This window comes from Rosenbergiella epipactidis (assembly GCF_018494055.1).
Taxonomy (GTDB): Bacteria; Pseudomonadota; Gammaproteobacteria; order Enterobacterales; family Enterobacteriaceae; genus Rosenbergiella; species Rosenbergiella epipactidis.
The window spans coordinates 76,289-98,283 of record NZ_JABBFQ010000001.1 but is presented as its reverse complement, the minus strand read 5'-3'; the positions used below and the strand labels follow the sequence as shown (position 1 = coordinate 98,283).

General features: G+C 50.5%; 24 protein-coding genes. 8 read left to right on the top strand and 16 right to left on the bottom strand.

All coding sequences use genetic code 11. The annotated features are described in order from the left end of the window. Nucleotides 1–20: 20 nt before the first annotated feature. Together rpmF and yceD are read right to left on the bottom strand one after the other, a co-directional pair. The gene (gene rpmF, locus HGT71_RS00465; protein WP_048911991.1) at nt 21–191 is read right to left on the bottom strand and encodes a 50S ribosomal protein L32; all 171 of its coding nucleotides are present in this window, start codon (nt 189–191) and stop codon (nt 21–23) included. 14 nt (nt 192–205) lie between these two features. Then, nucleotides 206–727, bottom strand: coding sequence for a 23S rRNA accumulation protein YceD (yceD, locus tag HGT71_RS00460; RefSeq protein WP_048911990.1), 522 nt, complete (start codon nt 725–727; stop codon nt 206–208). A gap of 142 nt (nt 728–869) precedes the next feature. Here yceD and HGT71_RS00455 point away from each other — a divergent pair, with 142 nt between their 5' ends. Further along, the gene (locus tag HGT71_RS00455) at nt 870–1,457 is read left to right on the top strand and encodes a Maf family protein (RefSeq protein ID WP_214216061.1); all 588 of its coding nucleotides are present in this window, start codon (nt 870–872) and stop codon (nt 1,455–1,457) included. Nucleotides 1,458–1,470: 13 nt separating this feature from the next. On the opposite strand, the gene rluC is transcribed toward HGT71_RS00455, so the two are convergent. Further along, complete coding sequence (rluC, locus tag HGT71_RS00450; protein ID WP_214216060.1) at nt 1,471–2,430, bottom strand: 23S rRNA pseudouridine(955/2504/2580) synthase RluC; 960 nt, start codon at nt 2,428–2,430, stop codon at nt 1,471–1,473. Between the two features lie 546 nt (nt 2,431–2,976). Between rluC and rne the strand changes: the two genes are divergently transcribed. Beyond that, complete coding sequence (gene rne / locus HGT71_RS00445; protein ID WP_214216059.1) at nt 2,977–5,931, top strand: ribonuclease E; 2,955 nt, start codon at nt 2,977–2,979, stop codon at nt 5,929–5,931. 50 nt (nt 5,932–5,981) lie between these two features. Here the strand turns inward: rne and flgL are convergent, their stop codons facing one another. The 11 genes from flgL to flgB form a co-directional block, all read right to left on the bottom strand. After that, nucleotides 5,982–6,944 carry a flagellar hook-associated protein FlgL gene (gene flgL, locus HGT71_RS00440; protein ID WP_214216058.1) on the bottom strand — a complete coding sequence of 321 codons (963 nt, stop codon included), beginning with the start codon at nt 6,942–6,944 and terminating at the stop codon, nt 5,982–5,984. A gap of 21 nt (nt 6,945–6,965) precedes the next feature. Next, entirely contained in the window at nt 6,966–8,600 is a 1,635-nt protein-coding gene (flgK, locus tag HGT71_RS00435; RefSeq protein ID WP_214216057.1) for a flagellar hook-associated protein FlgK, read from the bottom strand. Between the two features lie 96 nt (nt 8,601–8,696). After that, entirely contained in the window at nt 8,697–9,605 is a 909-nt protein-coding gene (flgJ, locus tag HGT71_RS00430; RefSeq protein WP_214216056.1) for a flagellar assembly peptidoglycan hydrolase FlgJ, read from the bottom strand. Further along, complete coding sequence (locus HGT71_RS00425) at nt 9,605–10,705, bottom strand: flagellar basal body P-ring protein FlgI (protein ID WP_214216055.1); 1,101 nt, start codon at nt 10,703–10,705, stop codon at nt 9,605–9,607. The genes flgJ and HGT71_RS00425 overlap by 1 nt, the downstream gene beginning before the upstream one ends. Nucleotides 10,706–10,717: 12 nt before the next feature. Beyond that, nucleotides 10,718–11,407, bottom strand: a complete 690-nt coding sequence (locus HGT71_RS00420) for a flagellar basal body L-ring protein FlgH (RefSeq protein ID WP_214216054.1) — start codon at nt 11,405–11,407, stop codon at nt 10,718–10,720. A gap of 53 nt (nt 11,408–11,460) precedes the next feature. After that, nucleotides 11,461–12,243, bottom strand: coding sequence for a flagellar basal-body rod protein FlgG (gene flgG, locus HGT71_RS00415; RefSeq protein ID WP_048911981.1), 783 nt, complete (start codon nt 12,241–12,243; stop codon nt 11,461–11,463). A 12-nt stretch (nt 12,244–12,255) separates the two neighbouring features. Continuing rightward, nucleotides 12,256–13,017 carry a flagellar basal body rod protein FlgF gene (locus HGT71_RS00410; RefSeq protein ID WP_214216053.1) on the bottom strand — a complete coding sequence of 254 codons (762 nt, stop codon included), beginning with the start codon at nt 13,015–13,017 and terminating at the stop codon, nt 12,256–12,258. A gap of 15 nt (nt 13,018–13,032) precedes the next feature. Beyond that, on the bottom strand, nt 13,033–14,235 hold the full coding sequence (gene flgE / locus HGT71_RS00405) for a flagellar hook protein FlgE (RefSeq protein WP_099822649.1): 1,203 nt from the start codon (nt 14,233–14,235) through the stop codon (nt 13,033–13,035). A 16-nt stretch (nt 14,236–14,251) separates the two neighbouring features. After that, on the bottom strand, nt 14,252–14,920 hold the full coding sequence (locus HGT71_RS00400; protein WP_214216052.1) for a flagellar hook assembly protein FlgD: 669 nt from the start codon (nt 14,918–14,920) through the stop codon (nt 14,252–14,254). Nucleotides 14,921–14,933: 13 nt separating this feature from the next. Further along, a complete protein-coding gene (gene flgC / locus HGT71_RS00395) occupies nt 14,934–15,332 on the bottom strand; it encodes a flagellar basal body rod protein FlgC (protein WP_214216051.1) in 399 nt (132 codons plus the stop codon). A gap of 13 nt (nt 15,333–15,345) precedes the next feature. Beyond that, nucleotides 15,346–15,753, bottom strand: a complete 408-nt coding sequence (flgB, locus tag HGT71_RS00390; RefSeq protein ID WP_214216050.1) for a flagellar basal body rod protein FlgB — start codon at nt 15,751–15,753, stop codon at nt 15,346–15,348. A 151-nt stretch (nt 15,754–15,904) separates the two neighbouring features. Between flgB and flgA the strand changes: the two genes are divergently transcribed. The 3 genes from flgA (at nt 15,905) to HGT71_RS00375 (ending at nt 17,361) form a co-directional block, all read left to right on the top strand. Further along, a complete protein-coding gene (gene flgA, locus HGT71_RS00385) occupies nt 15,905–16,549 on the top strand; it encodes a flagellar basal body P-ring formation chaperone FlgA (protein WP_214216049.1) in 645 nt (214 codons plus the stop codon). Nucleotides 16,550–16,640: 91 nt separating this feature from the next. After that, the gene (flgM, locus tag HGT71_RS00380; RefSeq protein WP_214216048.1) at nt 16,641–16,943 is read left to right on the top strand and encodes a flagellar biosynthesis anti-sigma factor FlgM; all 303 of its coding nucleotides are present in this window, start codon (nt 16,641–16,643) and stop codon (nt 16,941–16,943) included. Next, nucleotides 16,936–17,361 carry a flagella synthesis protein FlgN gene (locus tag HGT71_RS00375; protein ID WP_214216047.1) on the top strand — a complete coding sequence of 142 codons (426 nt, stop codon included), beginning with the start codon at nt 16,936–16,938 and terminating at the stop codon, nt 17,359–17,361. The genes flgM and HGT71_RS00375 overlap by 8 nt, the downstream gene beginning before the upstream one ends. Before the next feature lie 2 nt (nt 17,362–17,363). Here HGT71_RS00375 and murJ read toward each other — a convergent pair whose 3' ends face one another. After that, nucleotides 17,364–18,902, bottom strand: a complete 1,539-nt coding sequence (murJ, locus tag HGT71_RS00370; RefSeq protein ID WP_048911972.1) for a murein biosynthesis integral membrane protein MurJ — start codon at nt 18,900–18,902, stop codon at nt 17,364–17,366. A 115-nt stretch (nt 18,903–19,017) separates the two neighbouring features. Next, entirely contained in the window at nt 19,018–19,590 is a 573-nt protein-coding gene (gene rimJ, locus HGT71_RS00365) for a ribosomal protein S5-alanine N-acetyltransferase (RefSeq protein ID WP_214216046.1), read from the bottom strand. A gap of 153 nt (nt 19,591–19,743) precedes the next feature. On the opposite strand from rimJ, the gene grxB reads away from it, so the two are divergent. From grxB to HGT71_RS00350, 3 genes are all read left to right on the top strand, one after another. Next, nucleotides 19,744–20,391, top strand: a complete 648-nt coding sequence (gene grxB, locus HGT71_RS00360) for a glutaredoxin 2 (RefSeq protein WP_214216045.1) — start codon at nt 19,744–19,746, stop codon at nt 20,389–20,391. 12 nt (nt 20,392–20,403) lie between these two features. Further along, complete coding sequence (locus tag HGT71_RS00355; protein ID WP_048913994.1) at nt 20,404–20,964, top strand: lipoprotein; 561 nt, start codon at nt 20,404–20,406, stop codon at nt 20,962–20,964. Between the two features lie 292 nt (nt 20,965–21,256). Further along, complete coding sequence (locus HGT71_RS00350; protein ID WP_214216044.1) at nt 21,257–21,988, top strand: gluconate 2-dehydrogenase subunit 3 family protein; 732 nt, start codon at nt 21,257–21,259, stop codon at nt 21,986–21,988. Nucleotides 21,989–21,995 lie beyond the last annotated feature (7 nt).

Genomic DNA, 21,995 nt, shown 5'->3' with positions numbered 1-21,995 from the left:
ACCTAGCTTCGCGGCCAGAATTACTTAGCAATTACCTTGCGACCACGGTAGTAACCGTCAGCAGTCACATGGTGACGCAGATGCGTTTCGCCAGAAACTTTATCTACGGACAGAGCAGACGTAGTCAGTGCATCGTGTGAACGGCGCATGCCACGCTTGGAACGGGTTGGTTTATTCTGTTGTACGGCCATGGACCTTACTCCTATTACTTACGCTTTAAACTTGCTAATACGGCAAATGGATTCGGTTTTTCTGCCTCTGCAGGCAAATCGCCAAATACCATGTCCGCGTCGGACACTTCACAGTGTTCAGAATCATGTACCGGAACGACTGGTAATGCGAGGATAAGTTCATCTTCGATTACCGCAAGCAAATTGACTTCGCCAAACTCATCGACTTCAACCGGCTCATAATCTTCTGGTAACGCTTCCGCCTGCTCGTCATTGCGAACAGGGCTGAAGAGGTATTTTACGTGGACAGGATGGGTGAACGTGTCATTACAGCGCTGGCAGCATAACGTTACCGTTACGTCAGCAGTGCCCTCAAGGACGGCTAAGCGCTGGCTATCAATGCCGAACGACATGGTACACGACACATCGGTGTCCACACTCACCACTGAATCGGCTAAACGTTGTAACGCGTCCGCGACATAGACTCCCTGATAATCAAGGCGTTTTTGTGCAGTACGTTGCAGATCCAGAGTAAGAGGTAATTTTACTATTTGCATAGGGCGCGCATATTAACTTTGTAATGATGAAGAGTCAAAGAAAAAGGCCATTGACCCGCATCTTTAACCGAGAAATTCGCAACCAGTGCGGCAGATAGTTTAAGATGAGTTGACCTAATTCGCTATAGATTATGAAAAAAATATGCCATATAACCTCGTACTCGCCTCATCATCGCCATTTCGTCAGGCCGTTTTAGACAAATTAGGCCTGCCCTTCTTCTGTGCTGCACCGGATATCGATGAGTCCGCTATCCCCAATGAATCGATCGAAGAGCAAGTCTTGCGCTTAGCCCGTGAAAAAGCCTCCGCGCTGATTGACCAGTATCCAGACAGTATTATCATTGGCTGTGACCAGCTAGGAAGTTTAGCGGAACGCGTACTCGGTAAGCCGCATACGCCTGAGCAAGCTTTTACCCAATTACGGGCATCGTCGGGAAAATGTGTGACCTTTCACACAGGATTAGCGGTGTATGACGGCGTAAATAACCAGTGGCATCAACGTTTGGACACCTATCAAGTGTTCTTTAGAGAACTGACCGACGACGAAATTTGGGGCTATATTCACAAAGAGCAGCCTTTGCAGTGTGCAGGAAGTTTTAAATCGGAGGGATTGGGGATTACGTTGTTTGAGAAAATGGCGGGAGACGATCCCAACACACTGGTCGGGTTACCCTTAATTGCGCTATCAGCTATCCTGAGAAAAATAGGCATTAATCCTTTAACCGATTAATGCCCGACGCGGTTTAAGCGTTTTTCTTCTGACGTAAAGTATTCAAGCAGTGTTTAAGCCCTAAATCCAACGGGGCTTCAACCCTTAAGGTTTCACCTGTTGCCGGATGGGTAAAGGTGAGCGCTGCCGCATGGAGGAAGAGACGTGACAGTCCGGTGCTCGCTAATTGTTGATCAAACACGGCTACACCGTAGCGATCATCAAAGGCGATAGGATGCCCTGCATGCAGAGTGTGCACCCGAATTTGGTGAGTTCGACCGGTAACAGGACTCGCTTTCACCAGCGTCGCAAAGCCAAAGCGCTCTTCAACCTTGAAGCGTGTCTCAGAAGGTTTCCCTTCGCTGCTGACTTTCACCACCCGCTCACCACTTTGCAGAATATTTTTCAACAGTGGCGCTTTGACGGATTTGAGATGTGACGGCCATTCGCCACGCACTAAGGCAAGATAATCCTTCTGCATAGTCTTATCGCGGAGCTGCTCGTGAAGAGAGCGTAACGCAGAGCGTTTTTTAGCGACCAGCAGAATACCCGAGGTATCACGATCCAATCGATGCACTAACTCCAGAAAGCGCGCTTCAGGTCGTAACGCCCGCAACCCCTCGATCACACCAAAACTCAGGCCACTGCCACCGTGTACGGCGGTACCAGACGGCTTATTCAATACCAGAATGGCCTCGTCTTCATACAGAATAGCGTCATCCAACTGTGCGACGCGGGCTAACTTAGGCGAGACTTCCGGCGCGTCACTTTTAGACGTTCGAATCGGCGGGATACGCAGTTCATCCCCGGCAATAAGCTTGTATTCCGGTTTTATTCTTTTCTTATTCACTCGAACCTCACCTTTACGCAAGATTCGATAAATCATGCTCTTCGGAACCCCTTTTAAAAAGGTTCGCAAAAAGTTATCAATTCGCTGTCCGTCGTGTTCCGACGTGATGGCAATCAGCTGTACGCCATTATGTTCTGTTTTCATGCGAATAAGTGTAAAGAGAGTCAAGATTTATCGCCACTCTTTTATTACGCAGACGTGTGCTAATCTCGCGCGCCATGCTCTCTTTTTAACCAGCTATTTTCCGGTTTTCCCCTTAAATTGCTTAAATAATAAATAAAGTGATCAACAACGCGAAAGTCACCTTGCTATATGAAGGGGAGCAATGGAATAATGCTGGGGCTGAACGATTGCAGAACTTTGCATCGTAAAGCGACTTAGTTGAATTTTTATCTGAAAAGACAACACGCTGCAATGGCATAAGACGTTTAGTTGATTCAGATAGTTAGCGGGCTGCGGACTGCAGCCTGAACGAGATGGGATATTGCCCTCTGCCCTTAATTCGGGAAGAGATGATCTCTACGGAATTGTGAAACTGATTAGTAACACTTCCCCGACGTTATGCGCTTCTTAAGCGATCGACAGCCGTGAGGCTGACGTGATTGCCTACAGACACGAAGCCATCGGATAACTCGCTCATCGCAGTAATGCCCGCAGCTTTTCAAAAATGATAATGACGAGAACATGTAAATGAAAAGAATGCTCATTAACGCAACTCAGCAGGAGGAGTTGCGTGTCGCACTGGTAGATGGACAAAAACTCTATGACTTGGATATTGAAAGTCCGGGTCATGAACAAAAGAAAGCGAACATTTATAAAGGTAAAATCACTCGTATTGAACCCAGTTTAGAAGCCGCTTTTGTCGACTATGGTGCTGAACGCCATGGTTTTCTCCCGCTAAAAGAAATCTCCCGCGAATACTTCCCTGATAATTACTCCGGCCACGGGCGTCCAAACATCAAAGATGTTTTACGCGAAGGTCAAGAAGTAATCGTTCAGATCGATAAAGAAGAACGTGGGAATAAAGGTGCCGCTTTAACGACTTTTATCAGTTTAGCGGGAAGCTATTTGGTCCTTATGCCAAATAACCCTCGCGCAGGCGGTATTTCTCGCCGTATTGAAGGCGATGACCGCAGCGAATTAAAAGAAGCCCTCTCCTCTCTCGATATCCCTAATGGCATGGGTCTGATTGTTCGGACCGCAGGTGTTGGCAAATCAGCAGAATCACTGCAGTGGGATTTAAACTTCCGACTGAAGCACTGGGAAGCGATCCAAAAGGCAGCGAACAGCCGCCCAGCACCGTTCCTTATCCACCAAGAAAGCAATGTGATTGTCCGTGCCTTCCGCGACTACTTGCGTCAAGATATCGGTGAGATCCTGATCGATAACCCAAGTGTTCTGGAATTAGCCCGCCAACATATTGCTGCGTTGGGTCGCCCTGATTTCACCAGTAAAATCAAATTATACTCCGGTGAAATTCCGCTATTCAGCCACTACCAAATCGAATCGCAGATTGAATCCGCGTTCCAACGTGAAGTCCGTCTTCCTTCCGGCGGTTCGATCGTTATCGATACCACCGAAGCGCTAACCGCTATCGATATTAACTCCGCGCGTTCAACCCGTGGTGGCGATATCGAAGAAACCGCCTTCAATACCAACCTCGAAGCGGCGGATGAAATCGCCCGTCAATTGCGTTTGCGCGATTTAGGTGGCCTGATCGTTATCGACTTTATCGATATGACGCCAGCCCGCCATCAGCGCGCAGTCGAGAATAAATTACGTGATGCCGTGCGCCAAGACCGTGCACGTATTCAAATTAGCCATATCTCACGCTTTGGTTTGCTTGAGATGTCGCGTCAGCGTCTAAGTCCTTCACTGGGCGAATCAAGTCACCATGTTTGTCCACGTTGTAGTGGCACCGGAACCATCCGTGATAACGAATCTTTAGCGCTCTCTATCCTGCGTCTTATCGAAGAAGAAGCGTTAAAAGATAACACCAAAGAAGTGCATGCAATCGTACCGGTTCAAGTCGCCTCTTACTTACTTAACGAGAAGCGCTCGGCAGTCAATGCTATTGAGACGCGTCAAGGTGGCGTAAAAACCGTTATCGTTCCTGACGACAAAATGCAAACGCCACACTACTCAGTGCTGCGTGTCCGTAAAGGTGAAGAGACTCACACGCTCAGCTACCATTTACCGAAACTGCATGAAACCGAGATGGCACTGCCTTCGGAAGAAGAGACCGCTGAACGTCGTCGTCCAGAGCAACCTGCACTGGCCGCCTTTGTTATGCCTGATGCACCACCGGTTGTCAGCGAAACGCAAGCCACCCCTGCAGCAGAAAAAACCACGGGCTGTTTCTTTAGCCGCTTAGTGAAAGGTATTAAAGCCTTCTTTGCAGGTTCAGACAATGCAGAAAAGCCGGCGACAGAAACCTCGACCGCCGCGCCAACTGCATCGACTGCGTCTCAGTCACAAGATAGACAACGCCAATCAGATCGCCGTAATAATCAACGCCGTAATAACAACCGTTATGACCGCAATGATAAGAACGACCGTTCTGGCCGTCAGAATCAAAAAGAGAGCAGCAACTCGGGACAACAAGACGATACGCGTCGTCAACCAGCGCGTCCCTCAGCAAACAACAGTGAAAACACCCCTCGTCAAGAACGCGCACCGCGTCAAGACAATGCTGTCAGTGAGGAAGTCCGTCAACAGCGCGAGCAACAACGCCGTGAACAACGTGCTGAGCGTCAGCGTCGTCGTCAAGAAGAGCGTCGTCAGCAACAAGAAGCGCGTAAGCAAGAAACGGCTCCTGAGCAGCAAGCTGAAACGCCTGTTAGCGAAGAAGCGCCACGTGAAGCGAAGGTGATGCCACGTCGTCAACCGCGTGCGCTGCAACAAAAAGTACGGGTGGCTGATACGGATACTGCTGCGCCAATCGCCGCGCCACAGGCTGAGGCAACGGGTGACGTCGCTGAAACCTCTCCGGCTCGTCTGGCTGCGGAGAATCAAGATAACGTTGCACCGCGCCGTTCACGTCGTTCACCACGCCATCTGCGAGTCAGTGGTCAACGCCGCCGTCGCTATCGTGACGACCGTTACCCGCAACAAACCCCGATGGCTGTCACCACCGCTGCTGCGGCACCGGAAATGGCCTCAGGTAAAGTTTGGGTACGTTATGATCTGCCGGTGACTGCTGTCGAGTCAGTTGCAGAGACGCCAGTTGACACCGACATCGAGCAGGCCGCTACGCTGCCGGTCACTGATACGGTACAGGTTGAAACCCCTGCGATGCCTGTTGCCCCAACACCTGTCGAGACTGAAACAGCGCCAGTGGTTGCTGAACCAGAACCGGTCGCAACGGTTGAATCCGCTCCTGTACAAGATGAGCCTGCTGTGTCACAGCCTGCAGCGGTCGAAACTCAGCCTCTGGTTGCGGAACCTGTTACCCCAACAGCGGTTACCGCAGGCCGCCTGGTCGCAACCTCACCTGTCACCAAAGCCGAGGCCCCAGCTTGGGTAGCCGAGCCAGTGAAACAGAGTGATTGGGTACGTCCGGTTTATCATTTCATCGGTAAAGGGGCGGCAGGTGGACATGCTGCACGCCATCATGCTACCGCGGACGTGACCAAAGCGAGCTAAGTTAGCGCAAAATAAAACACCCGCGAATTTCGCGGGTGTTTTTTTATCTATCACTTATTCATCTGAAACAGAGAGAGTTTAGACATCTGTGTATAGGCGGTATAACTGGCCTGTAACGCCGTCTCTTTCATTTGGTATTCCGAAATGGTCTGTGTCACATCAGCATCTACTAATTGACTCAATTGCCCTTGTGCCAGAATACTCTGGCTAGCGCTGATCGAGCCTAAACTTTCCAACTCCTGTAGCTGAGTCCCATTTTCAGACTGCAACGTCAGAATATTATTTAAGCTATTATTCAGGCCTCGGTTGGCCGAATTCATCGCCTGCTGGAAATCTTTCATCGCCGAATCATCCGCATCGTGCAGCGGCGTTTTAAGCGCTGCAATAGCCTTATCGATTATCGAAAAGAGATCGGTATCGCCTAAACTGCCATCAGGTTCTAATTTTGGATTAAGGGACGCTGACTGAAAAACTTGCTTACCGGTGTGAGTCAGGGTCATCACCCGCTGATTATCCACTTGCTGCGTAATCGGTTGCTCGCCGCCTTGATAAGTCACCCCTTGAGCGTCCTCGACAAAAGGTGGCTGAGCGGTGTTATAGCCAGCAAACAGATAACGCCCGCTACTGTCTTGGCTATTAGCAATAGTCAACAGTTGATTGCGCACCCCCTCTAGCTTCACTGCCACAGACTGCCTATCATCATCGTTAAGAGTACCGGTTGCGCCATACACAATATCGCTGATCGCCGCTTGGATATTGTCGCTAATCGAGGAGAGCGCGGTGGCTTCTGTACTCATGGTGGTTTGCGCAAATTGCTGCGCCATACTGTAACGCTGCTCGGTGCGTTGATGCTGCTGGATCCCCAAAGCTTGTGAAGCGGCAACCGGATCATCGGAAGGCGATACTACCCGCTTCCCGGAGGATAATCGCTGTCCTGCCGCTAACCAGTCCGCTTGCGCCCGGCTTATTCCCTGCGTTTGTTGTTGGAAAATGAAGGTGGTACTTAATCGCATATCACTGACTCCCGCTCTGTACTAGCTCCGCACGCTGATTAAGGCATCGAATAGCGCACTGGCCGTATTCAACACTTGTGTATTGGCAATGTAATACTGTTGATATTGGGTGAGGTTGGCATATTCCTCATCCAGATTAACCCCCGAGACGGCTTGCTGACGCGCGGTGAGCTGGGTAATGATATTGTCTGATAAGTTGACGGCATTACCATAGGCTTGCGTTTGTGTACCAACAAAACTGACTGCAGCGCTCCAGGTTTGACTGAAGGTTTGCGTGCCGCCGACCCGTTTTTGCGACTGTAAGTCGAGCATCTTCTGAATATTACGATTATCGCTTTCGCCCGACAGATCCTCTGCCGCGGCTAATTTATTAGGGTCGCTAAAATTTAATGAAAACTGATGGGTTATCTGATTAACAGGCTGGAGGAGGAAACGGTCCTGTTCGCTCGGGCTACCACTGACAGTGATCGACAGTCCTTCGAAATTGAGCGTCGTCCCATCTGCCGAGGTCTCGACCGGGACGGAGGTATTATCGCTCAATCGAGTCACCTGCCAGCTGCCTTGTTGAAAGACCAGCTGATAATCGGAAGCTTGCACCTGTTGAGCATCGGTGAATACCGCACTCATTGAGGCCGTCCCGGTATTCAATACGTTTTGCTTAACACCCGGCTGGCCGATACTGAACATCGCTTCCCCTTGCTGGCCGTTCAAATCATAGCCTTGCTCCTGCACACTGTTGATCGCGGTAGCGAACGCTAAGGTCAATTGACCGAGTCGATTCTGCAACTGATTAAGCTCATCATGGCGAAAAGCGAGAAGCCCCCCTACCTTACCGGTCTTAAACAGCTTTTCAGGCAACTCCACTTGGCCAGCCAGCTTATCCTGATACCCCAAGGTTAACTGCTCAGGATTGGCATTCGAGGGCATTGCCTCTAAGGCATAACTTTTGTTGCCACTGACTAATGTAAAGCCGTTGGCAACACTGACGGTCATGTTGCCATCTTGCATCGCGACCGTCACCCCCACCTGATCGTTAAGCTCTCGAACTAATTGGTCACGCTGATCGAGCAGGTTATTCGGGGCATCGCCACTCTGCGATAATTGTGAGATACGTTGATTTAGGGTGGCAATTTGCTGGGTATAGCTGTTAATCGCGGAAACGGTGCTCTGTAATTGCGAATTGATATCGCGCTGTTGCTGATCGAGCATCGTCTGCGTGCTGGTAAACTGATTAGTGAGCGCTGCAGCTTGCGACATTACCGCCTGACGAGCGGCAGGGTCGGCAGCGTTATTCACCACATTCTGCAAGGTATCGAAGAAGGTTTCTAGCCCATCATTTAAGGTGCCGCCTTCCAGCGTCATCTGTTTATCAATGGCAGAGAGCTGAGTGTAATGCGCGGATTGCGCGCTACTCTTAGCACTGGCATTGCGTAATTGACTATCGATTAATGCATCGTATTGCCGTTGAACACCGTTCACAATCGCCCCATTTCCATACCAACTGTTACCACTAAAGGTGTTTTGTGCCTCAGAAATCACCGTAATCTGACGGTTATACCCCGCAATGGTATAACTACTGATATTACTCGCGGTGCTGGTTAACAGTTGCTGGGCGGCATTTAATCCACTCATCGCAGAATTAATTAAACTCGACATAACTTTTCCTTACCCTAATAAACTTGCGAAGGTCTTGGCCTGACAACGCTCCAACCTGTTTATCGGCACAAGATAAGAGAGACTTTATAAAGACAATTAAAATAATTCGTTTAGGTTGAGCGTGGCGGTAGGGTGCTGACTGGGCAGACGCTGATTGAGCTGGCGGATAATGGCGATAAGCTTTTGGGCGTAGTGCGGATCCGTAGCATAGCCCGCTTGCTGTAACGCGTAGGCCCCTTGCTCGGCGCTACGTGCAGAGGTCACTGCCTGATAACGAGGATTATTCACCAAGAGATCGCCGTAATCCTTTAACGCCTCCTGCCATGAAGGATAGACGCGAAACGACTCGGTGGTTTTTTCTGCCTGACCTTGACGATACTCTGTCGTGAGGGTCGCCGTTGTCGGCCCCCGCCAGCGCCCACCGGCTTTAATCCCGAACAGGTTATGACTGGGTTGCCCCCGCTCGGTGGTGATTTGCCGTTGTCCCCAGCCAGACTCTAGCGCCGCTTGGGCCAGAATCAGTTTCTCCGGGATGCCGGTTTCTCGGCTTACACTTTTCACATGCGGCAGTAATCGTTGAATAAATTGCTGCATAGGTTGAGCTAACTGCACAACGCTATCGACTTTTCGTTCCACCAACTGTGATAGCCGTTGGAAAAATTGCCGGTCATTATCGAATGGCATCGCCCGTTGCCCGACCTCCGCACTCGGCGGTGTCACAGGCTGCATCTGCTTCTCAATTAATGCCGCTAATCCTAGCGGACTAGCAGGGGCCATCTGGGTAATCTGTTGATCATAGAGCGAGGTAAAAAGCCGTTGCGAGTCGCTCCCCAGCAAATCTCCTCCGGGCAGGCTTTGCCGCATACTTTTTAGCATCATCTGCAGGAAGATACCTTCCACTTGTCGCGCCACAGTGGCGATATTCTCTTGCGGCGACTGCTTCGCCGCCCCACGTAACGCGTTCAGCTCATTGACATCCCACCCCGTTGTGACCGTCATATCCATTAGAGGATCTCCAATTCAGCATTCAAGCAGCCCGCGCTATCCATCGCTTGTAAAATGGACATTAGCTCCGTCGGGGTAGCACCAAGCGTATTCAGCGCGGCCACCACATCATTTAATGATGCGCTGGTATTCACTTTCTGTAGCGCCCCTCCCTGCTCACGTAACGAAATATTCGTTTGCGGGGTGACGACCGTTTCTCCCCCGGCCAATGGCGTATCCGGTTGATTCACCTTCGCTTGATTATCCACGGTGACCGACAGGTTACCCTGAGCGACGGCACAGCGTTCAATGCTGACTTGCTGATTCATAATGACCGAACCGGTTCGCGCATTAATCACAATTTTCGCGCGGGCAGTCGGTAACCGAATCGGTAAATCTAACAGTTTGGCTAATAGCTGTACTTGCGAGGCTTGGGTGGGCGAGACACGCACCGCGACGCTGCCCGCATCCAATGGCTCAGCAGCAGAATAGCCACTGTGTTGATTGATCACATCAGCCACCCGCTGGGCGAGGGAAAAATCGTTACGCGACAGTTGTAAGATCAGTTGGTTTTTATCACCAAAATTATGCGGCAGTTCCCGCTCGACGGTCGCGCCGCCGGTGATCCGCCCACCATTGAGTTGGTTAACCTGCACACTGCTACCCCCGGCTTGTGCGCCTGCCCCGCCGATCAGTACATTACCTTGCGCGAGGGCATAGACCTGATTATCCACCCCTTTCAGTGGCGTCAATAACAGCGTACCGCCGCGTAGACTTTTCGCATTCCCCATCGAGGACACCACGACATCGACCGTTTGGCCTTGTCGCGCGAAGGCGGGTAGCTTCGCCGTTACCATCACAGCGGCCACATTTTTCAGCTGAATATTAGTGCCCGCAGGCAGTGTAATCCCGAGCTGTGACAACATATTACTCATCGACTGTGTGGTAAAAGGGGTTTGCGTGGTTTGGTCGCCCGTACCATCTAAGCCCACCACTAATCCATAACCAATCAGGGCATTTTCCCTGACCCCTTGCACTTGGGTGACGTCTCGGATGTGCAGGGTTTGCGCAAGCGAGGTGGCACTCAAGCACAGTAATCCAATCATGATGATAATTCGCATCCTAAGACTCCCTTACATCGGTGCGATTGTTAAGAAGAAACGCTGTAGCCATCCCATTTGTTGGGCATCATTGATATAGCCGTTACCCACATACTCGATGCGCGCGTCGGCAACTGACGTGGAGAGCACCGCATTATCGGCATTAATAGTGCGCGGATTGACGACGCCAGAGAAACGGATAAATTCGGTTCCCTGATTAATTTCAATCTGCTTCTCGCCAACCACGTTTAAATTACCGTTGGCCAGTACGGCTGAGACCGATACGGTGATTGTTCCAGTGAAGGTATTATTCGCCGACGCGCCCCCTTTACCGCTGAAATCATTACCGCCTGACCCATCGAAGTTCGCTTTATCACCGCCCAATAAGCCATTCAACGACCGTGGCACCACACTCAGTCCAAACTGGCTACTGCCTTTTCGTGAGGCATTACTGCTGGAACTTTTACTGGCGCTGACGTTTTCCCGCAGGATGATGGTTAAGGTATCGCCGATCGCGCGAGGTCTACGATCTTCAAACAAGGGTTGATAGCCGAAATTCATTGGCGCAACAGCTTGAAAGATTGACCCATTCATTACGGGTTGCGGCAATACGGCGGGTTTGGCTGAGGTATCTCCTTTCACTAACGGAGTATGAGGAATGAGGGCGCAGCCGCTGAGGGCGCTCATACATGACCACATCAATCCTGTGTAAAACCAGCGCATTTTCACCGTGATCTCCTGTCTTATGTTGGGCGTGTCGACACGCCCATGGCGGGTTAGAGTTGCGTGAGTCGTTGTAACATCTGGTCCGAGGTACTGATGGCTTTACTGTTAATCTCGTAAGCACGTTGCGTCTGGATCATGGTGACCAACTCCTCAGCAACATTGACATTCGAGGTTTCAACATAGCCTTGATAGAGTGAGCCAGCCCCATTTTGGCCCGGCGTACTCTCGGTCGCCGCACCGGACGCTTGGGTCTCTTGATACAAGTTCTCCCCTTTACTCTCTAACCCAGCATCGTTAATAAAAGTGTTCAAGGTCAATTGCCCAACCTGCGCCGGTTGTGTCTGCCCGGCCTGCGTCACACTGACGATGCCATCTTTCGATATAGTGATGCTCAGCGCATCTGCCGGAATGGTGATCCCAGGCTGAACCGGATAACCGGCGTTAGTCACCAGTTGGCCATTTTGATCAACTTGAAACGATCCGTCGCGGGTGTAAGCCGAACTACCGTCCGGCAGTAAGACTTGGAAATAGCCTTGACCATTGATGGCGACATCTTTCGCATTATCGGTTTTCGATAAATTCCCCTGAGAATGCAGACGCTCAGTGGTGACGGGGCGAACCCCAGTACCGATTTGTAAACCCGAAGGCAACGTATTTTGCTCTGAGGCCTGAGTCCCCGGCTGGCGTAAGGTTTGATAGAGCAAGTCTTCAAATACCGCGCGTGAGCGCTTAAAGCCATTGGTTGAAACGTTGGCAAGGTTATTAGAAATGACATCCATATTTGTTTGCTGGGCATCAAGCCCGGTTTTGGCAATCCATAAAGAACGGATCATGGTCTTTCCTTATCAACTCGTAATGGATAATAACTGGTTAGCCTTTTGCTCGTTCTGATCAGCGTGACTAATCTCTTTCATTTGCATCTCGAAACGGCGAGCATGGTTAATCATCTCCACCATCGATTGCACAGGATTGACGTTGCTCTCCTCTAACACGCCCGGCATCACTTTACCCAAAGGATTAACCGGTAAGCGTGCATCGCCAAACTGGGCAATGGCCTTTGCCGTCGGCCGAAAGAGCCCATCATCCCCCCGCATCACCATTGACGGCTCGCCTTGTGCAATCTTTAATCGCCCAATCGCCACTGTGGCATTCGGCTGATCGCCAGCATTCAATGCGGTGAGGGTCCCATCCGTTGCGAGGGTTAATTGCGCATGCTCAGGAATGGCAATCGGCCCACCTTCCCCGACCACAGGATGGCCATTTAAGGTCAGGATCCCCTCCGGTGAGATCTGCATATTGCCATTACGTGTGTAGGCCTCACTGCCATCGGGTAATGTGACGGCAAGCCAGTCATTGGCTTGCAGCGCAACGTCGAGTGTCCGTTCCGTGTAATTGAAGCGACCGGCGGACAGATCCGCTGCTGGTGTGGAGGCGGTCACAAAGCTGCGTGTGGCGAGTGAGGCGCCCTCCACCGGCACCGCGCGAAAATTTGCCAGTTGCGCTTTAAAGCCGGGGGTCGACACATTGGCTAAATTATTCGAGGTCACCGCTTGTAAAGCGAGGGTTTGGCTCGCTCCGCTCATCGCGGTATAGATCATCCTATCCATGAATGGCGCGATCCTTTATCGTAAGTTAACCAAGGTATTGAGGATTTGATCTTGCGTTTTTATCGTCTGTGCGTTGGATTGATAATTACGTTGCGCAACAATCATATTGACCAACTCTTTACTTAGATCGACATTTGAAGCCTCAAGCGCGCCAGCCGTCATGGTGCCAAAATTACCGCTGCCGGGTGTGCCGATAGCCGGTTGGCCTGAGGATGAACTTTCGCTCCACAGATTGTCACCCATCGGTTGTAAGCCTTCACTGTTGGTGAAGCTACTGAGGACAATCTGCCCCATCGCCTGCGTGCGTTGGTTCGAATAGCTGCCGATAATCGTACCGTCGTCATTGATGGTAAATCCGGTCAAATCCCCCGGCGCATAGCCATCTTGCTTTGGATTACCAAATTGTGTTTCACCCGTGTTCTGTTGGCTGCTGCCAGCAAAATCTAAGGTTAAGGCTTGATTGGCTGCCGCCCCGTTGCTGCCTTGAATAGTGATTGACTGCATGGCATCACTCGTCAACTGACCGTTCTCATCAAAACTCATGGTGAAATCGGCGGAAGCTTCACCGGTTGAACTGTCGATGGGATAGACTTGCCATTGATTATTGGCGGTTTTTACAAAATAGAGATCGAGTTGGTGGTCATTCCCTTGGCTGTCGTAAACGGTCATACTGCTCTTCGCGTTATAACTGTTCACCTCTTTGGCATCGAACGGCGTCATCGTCGGTAACGCGTCTGAAGAGTTGAGATTGGCCTGCAAAGATCCCTGAGTCGTGGCTTTGGCAGGAAGCTGAGTCGTCGGGATCATAATCGGCACCGGATCCGCACCCGTTTGCACCGTGGCAGGGGAGCCCGTTACCGGATAGCCCGTCACTTGTAGACCTTCGGTATTCACTAGGTAACCGTCGGCGTTACGCTGTAACTGGCCATTACGGGAGTAATAAATCGAGCCATTGCTGTCTTCTAAGCGAAAAAAACCATTTCCCGACAAGGCGACATCGAGGTTACGACCCGTCGCATTGATTGCCCCATCGCCAAAATTCTGGATAACTGCAGAGACTTTGGTTCCCAGCCCGGTTTGGCTACCGGCAAACATATCGGCAAAGGCAGCGGTTGAACTCTTAAAGCCACTGGTTGCCGAGTTAGCAATATTATTCCCTATTACATCCAGGTTACTCGAGGCAGCATTCAATCCACTGACTGCTTGCGAAAAAGACATACTTATCTCCTAATAGTTAAAGAATTTGCTTAATTTGATCGAGGGTCGCGGTACCGTAGGCCCCTAAATTAAGCACTGCACCATTGGCGGTAGGGTTGACACCATAGACCATGGCATAGGTTAATGACGAGGTATGAATCGCTCCTGTATCGTTGGCGGCATCGATACTTACGCTATATTTTCCTGCGGGGGCGGCACTCTCATCTTCAAGCGTGCCATCCCATTGGAAGGTATGAGTCCCCGCTCCCATCGCCCCAAGATCGAGTTGCGCAATAACATTACCGCTACTGTCTTTAATGGTGGCGGTCACCGACGTCGCAGCGTCATCCGTTACGAACCCGAAAGGTGTCGTCGCCTCTTCTCCCACCAAAATGGCATCGCCAGGGACCATTACGCCATGGCCGATGAGTAGCGTATTTTGTACCGATTGGGTGGTATTGATTTGTCCAGAGATCGAGGAGAGCGTGGTATTTAAGTTCTCGATCCCCGCCAGGGTATTAATCTGGGCTAACTGGGTGGTTAACTGGCTGTTATCCATCGGATTAGTGGGATCTTGATTTTTTAATTGCGCAATAAGCAGCGTGAGGAATTGGTTTTGTAAATCGGCGCTCGAGTTTCCCGTCGCTGAGGCGGTTGCCGTCGCGCTGGCGCTTAGTCGGTTGGCGCTGCTGATTTCAGATAACATGCGTCGCGCCTCCTTATTGGCCTAGTGTCAGAGTCTTTAACATCAGGCTTTTAACGGTATTTAATACCTCAACATTGGCTTGATAGCTGCGTGAGGCAGAGATGCTATTTACCGTTTCGGCAACGACATTAACGTTAGGCATCTTGACGTATCCTTTATCATCGGCGAGGGGGTTCTCTGGCTGATAAACCTGCTTAAATGGCGTGGGGTCATCGATAATCCCGGAGACCTTTACACCACCGATACCGCTGGCGCTCATCGGTTCGGTTTTAAAAATCACCTGCTTGGCGACATAAGGCTGTCCCTCGGGACCCGTCACACTGTCAGCATTGGCCAAATTACTGGCGCTAACATTAAGGCGCTGCGACTGAGCGCGTAACGCCGAGCCTGAGATATCGAATATTGAGAGCATGTTACGGGATTCCTTATCCTTGGATGGCACTGCTCAGCCATTTGATTTGATTAGAAAGGTAGGTGAGGTCCGTTTGGTATTTCACACTATTTTCCGAGAACGCCACCCGCTCTCTATCCATATCCACGGTATTACCGTCCGCGGAAGGTTGATCGGGAACGCGATACATCAGGTTAATAGGCTGAGAGGGTTGGCTTTTTCCAGCAATATGACCTGCTGAGGTCAAGCGTAATGGCACGCCCTCGACCCGGGCCGCTGCACCGGATACCGCACGCTTAAGTGTGGCGGCGAAGGGAATATCACGCGCTTGATAGCCGGGCGTATCGGCATTGGCAATATTACCGGCCAATATGCTTTGTCGCTGGGTACGTAACGCGAGCGCTTGACTCGCAAAGTTGAGAGTTTGGTCGAGGCGGTCCATCTTAACGTTATCCTTGCTGACTGAATATTACGCAGAATACGTTAATCATTTCAGAACAAATCGTTTGAATAGCCGATAAAACGCCGAGTAATTCCGCGCTTGGTGATCGCTAACCAGGGTTACACTTGTCTCATTTATTGGGGGATAAGGCATGAAAGCGCTCTGGATCATAGTGGGTTTGTTAATGGCGACTTGCACCCACGCCACCCCCTTAGCCGACCAGTTAGTGACATTCTTCGCCCAACGAGAACCTGACTATGCCAAGGGGCTACAAGTGGATATTCTGCAATCGCCCTCGACGCCGCTCACCTGCGCCGCTCCTCGCTTTAAGTTACCCAGTAATAGCCGTCGATGGGGTGCCCTGACACTGACGGCCCGCTGTGATCGACAGGTCGCTGTGTTACGCGTCAGAGTAAAAGTGAGAGGAACATTTTATCGCAGTCAACGCCCGATTAAACAAGGCGACTGGGTCACTAAAGAGGATATTACGACTGAGGTGGGGCGCCTTGATACACTGCCCGCAAATAGCTGGTTGACCCCCTTACCCTTGCCGTTAATCGCCTTGCAACGGATCGCTGCAGGCCGGGTACTGACGAAGAACCAATTTCGCCAACCTTGGGTCATCAAGCAAGGTGAAACGGTTCCGATAACCTTTACGGGCAAAGGGTTTCATATTGCGGGACGTGGCACGGCATTAGACAATGCCGCGGTCAATCAGTCCCTGAGAATACGACTGGATAACGGCCAATGGTTGACCGCCACCGTGAACGAACGCAAAGAGATTATCGTGAAATAATCACCGAATAAAACTTATCAAGTTTTTCGTTATCTCGCCGATAAATAGAGTGAGCACCTCTTATTATGCTTTTTTTTTACAAGGACAGCGTATGACAATCGAAAAAATGCCAGGTATTACGGGGATAGGCAATGATCTGGTCCAAGGCCAAACGCGCTCACGCACCCTGTCAGCCGGCCAACAGTCGACCCCTACCCTGATCGCCGATAATCAAACTGATAGCGTCGATTTGAGTCACTCTCTCTCACGCTTTACGCAGATCAGCCATAACGATATCGATAATCAAAAAGTGCAGCGATTACGTCAAGCCATCGCTGAAGGCACTTATCAGGTGGATGCCGGTAAGATTGCCGACAAACTACTGGCCGCCGCTAAGGGAGACTATGATGCCTGATCGTTATCGTAATCTTAACGCCGTGCTGAATAGTCTGTATCAAGTGCTCGCCTCGCTAGGTCATCTGATGAAGGAAGAGCAGCAGCAACTGATGGCGGCTACGCCGAATAGCCGTCGTTTGATGAGTTTGAGCGAAGATAAGCAGGCACTGTTGGTGACCTTAACCTTTGTGGAACTGCGACGATCCGAGTCAGAAGGCGCGTTAGCGTTAGCGCCGCCCTATTCGGATCACCCCTCGCTGGCAGCAGTGTGGCAGCGTATCGAGCCGCTGGCACAACAGCTTGCCGAACAGAATCAGCATACAGCGTTAATGCTAAACCAGCAGCTGGCGTGGACCGAACAGGTGCTTAACGTCCTCCAACCGCTACAAGCCCAGCATTTTTATGGACCGGACGGTCATCCGGTCATCAATCGATAGGATCAGCAAACACTGCGACGAGAGAAATCTTTCACACGAAAACCCAGCAGCAGCAGCGTGGCAAAGAAACTGATTCCGCCCGCGGCACAGACCGCTGTCAGACGCAGTAATCGCTCAAACATTAGGCCTTGGCCCCATGCTGGCATATACAGCAGCACGCCATACAGTACGGCGGCCATCACCCCCACGGCGACGATCAAGCGAGCTAAAAAGATGCCCCAGCCTGCTTGCGGAATGAAGAATTTTTTCTTGCGCAGTTGCCAATAGAGTAATGCTGCATTAAGGCATGCGGCCAGACCGATTGAGAGCGACAAGCCAGCATGTTTCAGTGGCCCTATAAAGGCTAAGTTCATCACCTGCGTCATAATCAGTGTCATGATCGCAATCTTCACTGGCGTTTTAATATCCTGACGCGAGTAAAAACCAGGCGCCAATACCTTCACCACAATTAAACCGACCAAGCCAATAGAATAGGCAACCAACGCGCGTTGGGTCATCGCGGCATCAAAGGCAGAAAACTTGCCATATTGAAACAGTGCTGAGGTCAAGGGACCTGCAAGAATACCGAGTGCCACCGCACTCGGCAGTGCCAGTAAGAGACAGAGACGTAAGCCCCAATCCATTAAGCGGGAATACTCATCGAAATTACCGCTCGAAAAACTGCGCGACAGTGACGGTAACAGAATCGTCCCTAAGGCCACCCCCAGTACGCCCGAGGGAAACTCCATCAAACGGTCGGCGTAATACATCCACGAAACGGAACCGGAAACCAAAAACGAGGCAAAAATAGTATTAATGATCAGCGAGATTTGGCTGACGGATACCCCTAAAATCGCTGGCCCCATTTGACGTAAGACGCGCCAGACGCCAGCATCCCGTAAGTTAATTCGCGGCAGCACTAACATGCCAATTTTTTTCAAGTGAGGGAGCTGATAGCCTAACTGCAAGATGCCGCCGACCACGACTGCCCACGCCAGCGCCATCACCGGCGGATGGAAAAAGCGTGATCCAATCAGCGCAAAGCCAATCATACTGATGTTCAGTAATGTCGGCGCAAAGGCTGGGACTGAAAAGCGGTTCCAAGTATTGAGGATAGCGCCCAATAAGGAGGCGATCGAGATTAACAAGATATAGGGAAAGGTAACCCGTAATAACGCGGTGGTCAGTGCAAATTTATCGGCCGTATCGGCAAAACCAGGCGCCGTCACATAAATCACCCAAGGCGCAGCGATAATCCCGGCAACGGTCACCAGTGCGAGAACGAGGGTTAATAACCCTGCCACATAGGAGACGAAAATTCGTGTCGCCTCCTCGCCCTCCTTACTCTTATATTCGGCGAGGATCGGAACAAAGGCTTGCGAGAATGCGCCCTCAGCAAAAATTCGACGCAGTAGATTCGGTAATTTAAAGGCAACAAAAAAGGCATCGGTCGCCATCCCGGCACCGAAAACTCGCGCCACAATGGCATCGCGCGCAAAACCTAGCACCCGCGAGAACAGTGTCATCGAGCTCACGGCCGCTAATGATTTAAGTAAATTCATAAAAGAAAAACATCCTGAATAATCGACAATTTAGGGTGACCCACACGAATAATGCTGGCTAGTGTACTGTCATTCCTAGAAATAATCAGTTCCGATTGTTACAAGTAATGATCACTTAGCCAGTTGGGGTGATCAACGCCGTGAGAATATGATCTTCCCATCGTCCGTTAATCTTAAGATAATCGCGGGCATATCCCTCTTTTTCGAAACCTAACCGCTGTAACAGTGCCCCACTACGCTGGTTACGAGGCATATAGTTAGCCATAATCCGATGGAGTTGCTGCTGTTTTTGCAGATAGGGAATGATGGTGGACAAGCCCTCAAACATTAGTCCCTTGCCTTGCTGCGAGGCGGCGAGTGAATAGCCGAGATAACAGGCCTGAAAACAGCCGCGGATCACCTGGCTAAAATTGGCGACGCCCCATACCTGTTGCTGGTGAGGATCCATTAATAAAAAGTAAAAAGCTTCGCCCTGCTTTTGTTGCATCCCCATCACCTGAAGACGCGCTTCCCAGCCATGATGCTGGAAGTAATTTTCGTCGCGCAACGGTTCCCACGGTACTAAGAAGTCGCGATTTTCTTGATAATAATCGGTCAATAACCAACTGTCGCGTTCTGCGACGGTTCTGATATGCATCGAGGAAGAATTCAGTGATATTCTCGGGCTAGATGAACGATAGCCAAACATAATGTCTCCAAGGAAACCCACTTTGCGCTGATTATTTGCTAATTATCGTAACGAGTAAAGTGACATGCCTCATTTCGCTGTTTGGCAGAACCCACCGTCTGGCGTACAATTATTGTCACTAGAAGATTGATTCCCTTAAGAATAGGACTGACTATGCATCTTTATGTTTATGACCACTGCCCGTTCTGTGTGAAAGCGCGGATGATTTTCGGTTTAGATCAGCAACCGGTTGAAGTCTCATTCTTATTAAATGATGATGAAGAGACGCCCAATAAGCTGATTGGGAAAAAGATGTTACCTATTTTGGTAAAAGACGATAATAGTGCGATGGGCGAAAGCTTGGACATCGTCAACTATATCGAGTCGCTCTCATCGACGCCTCGCCTATCCAGTGCGACCTCTGAAAAATTGGCTCAGTGGCTCACCGAGGTCGGGACTTATATCAATAAACTGCTGTTGCCTATTATGCCAACTACCGACTTTGCGGAGTTCACCACCTCCTCTGCCCGCGACTACTACTCGGCAAAAAAACAGGCTTATATTGGCGACTTCGGCCCCTTACGCGAACAACGCGCCGATTTCGTTGCAAAAATTAATCATGATTTAACGCGCTTGGTCGAGATTATCCAGTCGCCGCACGCGGTCAACGGCACGCTTTCCTACGATGATATTCATCTCTTTCCGTTACTGCGTAACTTGACCTTGGTCAAAGAGATTGACTGGCCTGCGCCCGTCGCCGCCCTGCGGGATTCGCTTTCGACTCAATCCGGGGTTCCCCTATTATCCGATTTAGCCCAGTAGAGGTGGATTGCCATGCGTAAGTGTCTTACCCTTATGGTGTTCTGTTGCAGCCTAGTGTTAGCTGGCTGTGATCACTTGGCATCCTATACGCTAAGTGAACAGGAAATTAACCAGAGCCTAAGCAAGCATGCAGCGTTTGACAAAGATATTGGTATCAATGGATTAGCCAATGCGCATATCACCCTAGATACCTTGCACGCTGAAATAGGTCGCGCTGCGGCGAACCAAGTGGTGCTATCAGGGCACGCCACGGTTGATTTTGCTTCGCTATTTGGCAAACAAAATGCCGATCTCCAGCTAAAAATGAGCGCAGTACCAGTCTTCAATCGTGAGCAAGGTGCGGTCTACCTGCACGATCTCACCATCCTCGATGCGCAGGCTCAGCCGCAAAAAGTCCAAGGTATCGTTGACGGTCTTAAACCGATATTGGCAACCTCTTTGCGTGAATACTTCAGCCAACAACCGGCATGGGTATTAAGCAGCGATCGTTCTAAAGCCGAATCGCTCGCTAAGAAATATGCGACGGGTATTGAGGTGAAACCGGGGGAGATAGTGATCCCTCTCGCCCCTTAACCGCGATAAATACCTGCCCAGCCGGGTGGGTATTACCCTTATCTTGCCAATTATCATCACTTTTCCTAATAAGATAACCGCCCTTTCCTGCTACTCATCCCCACGGGGACTCGAGCCGATCCCTATATAGTGCACTCACCTCAGGTTCTGTTCACACTTTCACTGTCTGGTAAAGGTTCTTGCACCGATAGAATGTATAAGAAATGTTAAACTAATGACCTTGTTAATCATATGGATTACAATATGGATACAAAAAATATAATTTTTACTATCAATTGTGAGCGTGATAACGATGTTGTTACAGAAACCCACCAGTAGGAGAAAGTTCCTATTAGCGTCGTTGATGGCCCTGCCGTTAACCGAATTGGTCCTCAAAGGGCTTACTGCAGCCGAGGCCGCAGAGCTCGCGGCCCCTGATCTAAGCACTTATCAACCGCATTTTTTCACCGCCGAGGAATGGCAATTTATTCTTGCGGCAACCGATCGGCTGATCCCGGCGGGAGGGCAAGGTAAAGCTCCTGGTGCCTTAGAAACGAATGTGCCTATCTTTATCGACCAACAGCTGCATGACCCCCATTTTGGCAAAGAAATCTATATGCAAGGCCCCTTTCCCGCCAACCTCCCTGCGAGCTTGGGCTATCAGATCCCCTGTTATCCTCAGCAAATCTACCAAGTAGGGATTGCAGCGATCGAACAATGGTGCCAGCAGCAACACAGTAAAAGTTTTGTGCAACTGCCTCATACCGAGCAACAGCAGGTACTGACGTTGGCAGAGAAAGGAGTAATACCCTTCGCACAGCGCCAAGATAGCGCTTCGCTTACCGCCGCTCAGTTCTTTAGCCAACTGCTTAACGATACTAAGCACGGCTATCTCGCCGATCCGATGTATGGCGGAAATAAAGGGATGAAAGCATGGATCGCGATTGGCTTTCCCGGCGCGCGCGCCAGCTATCTCGAGTGGGTTAAGCAACATAATGTGCAATACCCTTTAGGCCCAGTCAGTATCCAAAGCGTGCAAGCATAAGCGGGGA

What these genes read in the sequence shown, in the direction of transcription:
- rpmF (WP_048911991.1), bottom strand. Translation starts at nt 191, where the DNA reads ATGGCCGTACAACAGAATAAACCAACCCGTTCCAAGCGTGGCATGCGC.
- yceD (WP_048911990.1), bottom strand. Translation starts at nt 727, where the DNA reads ATGCAAATAGTAAAATTACCTCTTACTCTGGATCTGCAACGTACTGCA.
- HGT71_RS00455 (WP_214216061.1), top strand. Translation starts at nt 870, where the DNA reads ATGCCATATAACCTCGTACTCGCCTCATCATCGCCATTTCGTCAGGCC.
- rluC (WP_214216060.1), bottom strand. Translation starts at nt 2,430, where the DNA reads ATGAAAACAGAACATAATGGCGTACAGCTGATTGCCATCACGTCGGAA.
- rne (WP_214216059.1), top strand. Translation starts at nt 2,977, where the DNA reads ATGAAAAGAATGCTCATTAACGCAACTCAGCAGGAGGAGTTGCGTGTC.
- flgL (WP_214216058.1), bottom strand. Translation starts at nt 6,944, where the DNA reads ATGCGATTAAGTACCACCTTCATTTTCCAACAACAAACGCAGGGAATA.
- flgK (WP_214216057.1), bottom strand. Translation starts at nt 8,600, where the DNA reads ATGTCGAGTTTAATTAATTCTGCGATGAGTGGATTAAATGCCGCCCAG.
- flgJ (WP_214216056.1), bottom strand. Translation starts at nt 9,605, where the DNA reads ATGGATATGACGGTCACAACGGGGTGGGATGTCAATGAGCTGAACGCG.
- HGT71_RS00425 (WP_214216055.1), bottom strand. Translation starts at nt 10,705, where the DNA reads ATGCGAATTATCATCATGATTGGATTACTGTGCTTGAGTGCCACCTCG.
- HGT71_RS00420 (WP_214216054.1), bottom strand. Translation starts at nt 11,407, where the DNA reads ATGCGCTGGTTTTACACAGGATTGATGTGGTCATGTATGAGCGCCCTC.
- flgG (WP_048911981.1), bottom strand. Translation starts at nt 12,243, where the DNA reads ATGATCCGTTCTTTATGGATTGCCAAAACCGGGCTTGATGCCCAGCAA.
- HGT71_RS00410 (WP_214216053.1), bottom strand. Translation starts at nt 13,017, where the DNA reads ATGGATAGGATGATCTATACCGCGATGAGCGGAGCGAGCCAAACCCTC.
- flgE (WP_099822649.1), bottom strand. Translation starts at nt 14,235, where the DNA reads ATGTCTTTTTCGCAAGCAGTCAGTGGATTGAATGCTGCCTCGAGTAAC.
- HGT71_RS00400 (WP_214216052.1), bottom strand. Translation starts at nt 14,920, where the DNA reads ATGTTATCTGAAATCAGCAGCGCCAACCGACTAAGCGCCAGCGCGACG.
- flgC (WP_214216051.1), bottom strand. Translation starts at nt 15,332, where the DNA reads ATGCTCTCAATATTCGATATCTCAGGCTCGGCGTTACGCGCTCAGTCG.
- flgB (WP_214216050.1), bottom strand. Translation starts at nt 15,753, where the DNA reads ATGGACCGCCTCGACCAAACTCTCAACTTTGCGAGTCAAGCGCTCGCG.
- flgA (WP_214216049.1), top strand. Translation starts at nt 15,905, where the DNA reads ATGAAAGCGCTCTGGATCATAGTGGGTTTGTTAATGGCGACTTGCACC.
- flgM (WP_214216048.1), top strand. Translation starts at nt 16,641, where the DNA reads ATGACAATCGAAAAAATGCCAGGTATTACGGGGATAGGCAATGATCTG.
- HGT71_RS00375 (WP_214216047.1), top strand. Translation starts at nt 16,936, where the DNA reads ATGCCTGATCGTTATCGTAATCTTAACGCCGTGCTGAATAGTCTGTAT.
- murJ (WP_048911972.1), bottom strand. Translation starts at nt 18,902, where the DNA reads ATGAATTTACTTAAATCATTAGCGGCCGTGAGCTCGATGACACTGTTC.
- rimJ (WP_214216046.1), bottom strand. Translation starts at nt 19,590, where the DNA reads ATGTTTGGCTATCGTTCATCTAGCCCGAGAATATCACTGAATTCTTCC.
- grxB (WP_214216045.1), top strand. Translation starts at nt 19,744, where the DNA reads ATGCATCTTTATGTTTATGACCACTGCCCGTTCTGTGTGAAAGCGCGG.
- HGT71_RS00355 (WP_048913994.1), top strand. Translation starts at nt 20,404, where the DNA reads ATGCGTAAGTGTCTTACCCTTATGGTGTTCTGTTGCAGCCTAGTGTTA.
- HGT71_RS00350 (WP_214216044.1), top strand. Translation starts at nt 21,257, where the DNA reads ATGTTGTTACAGAAACCCACCAGTAGGAGAAAGTTCCTATTAGCGTCG.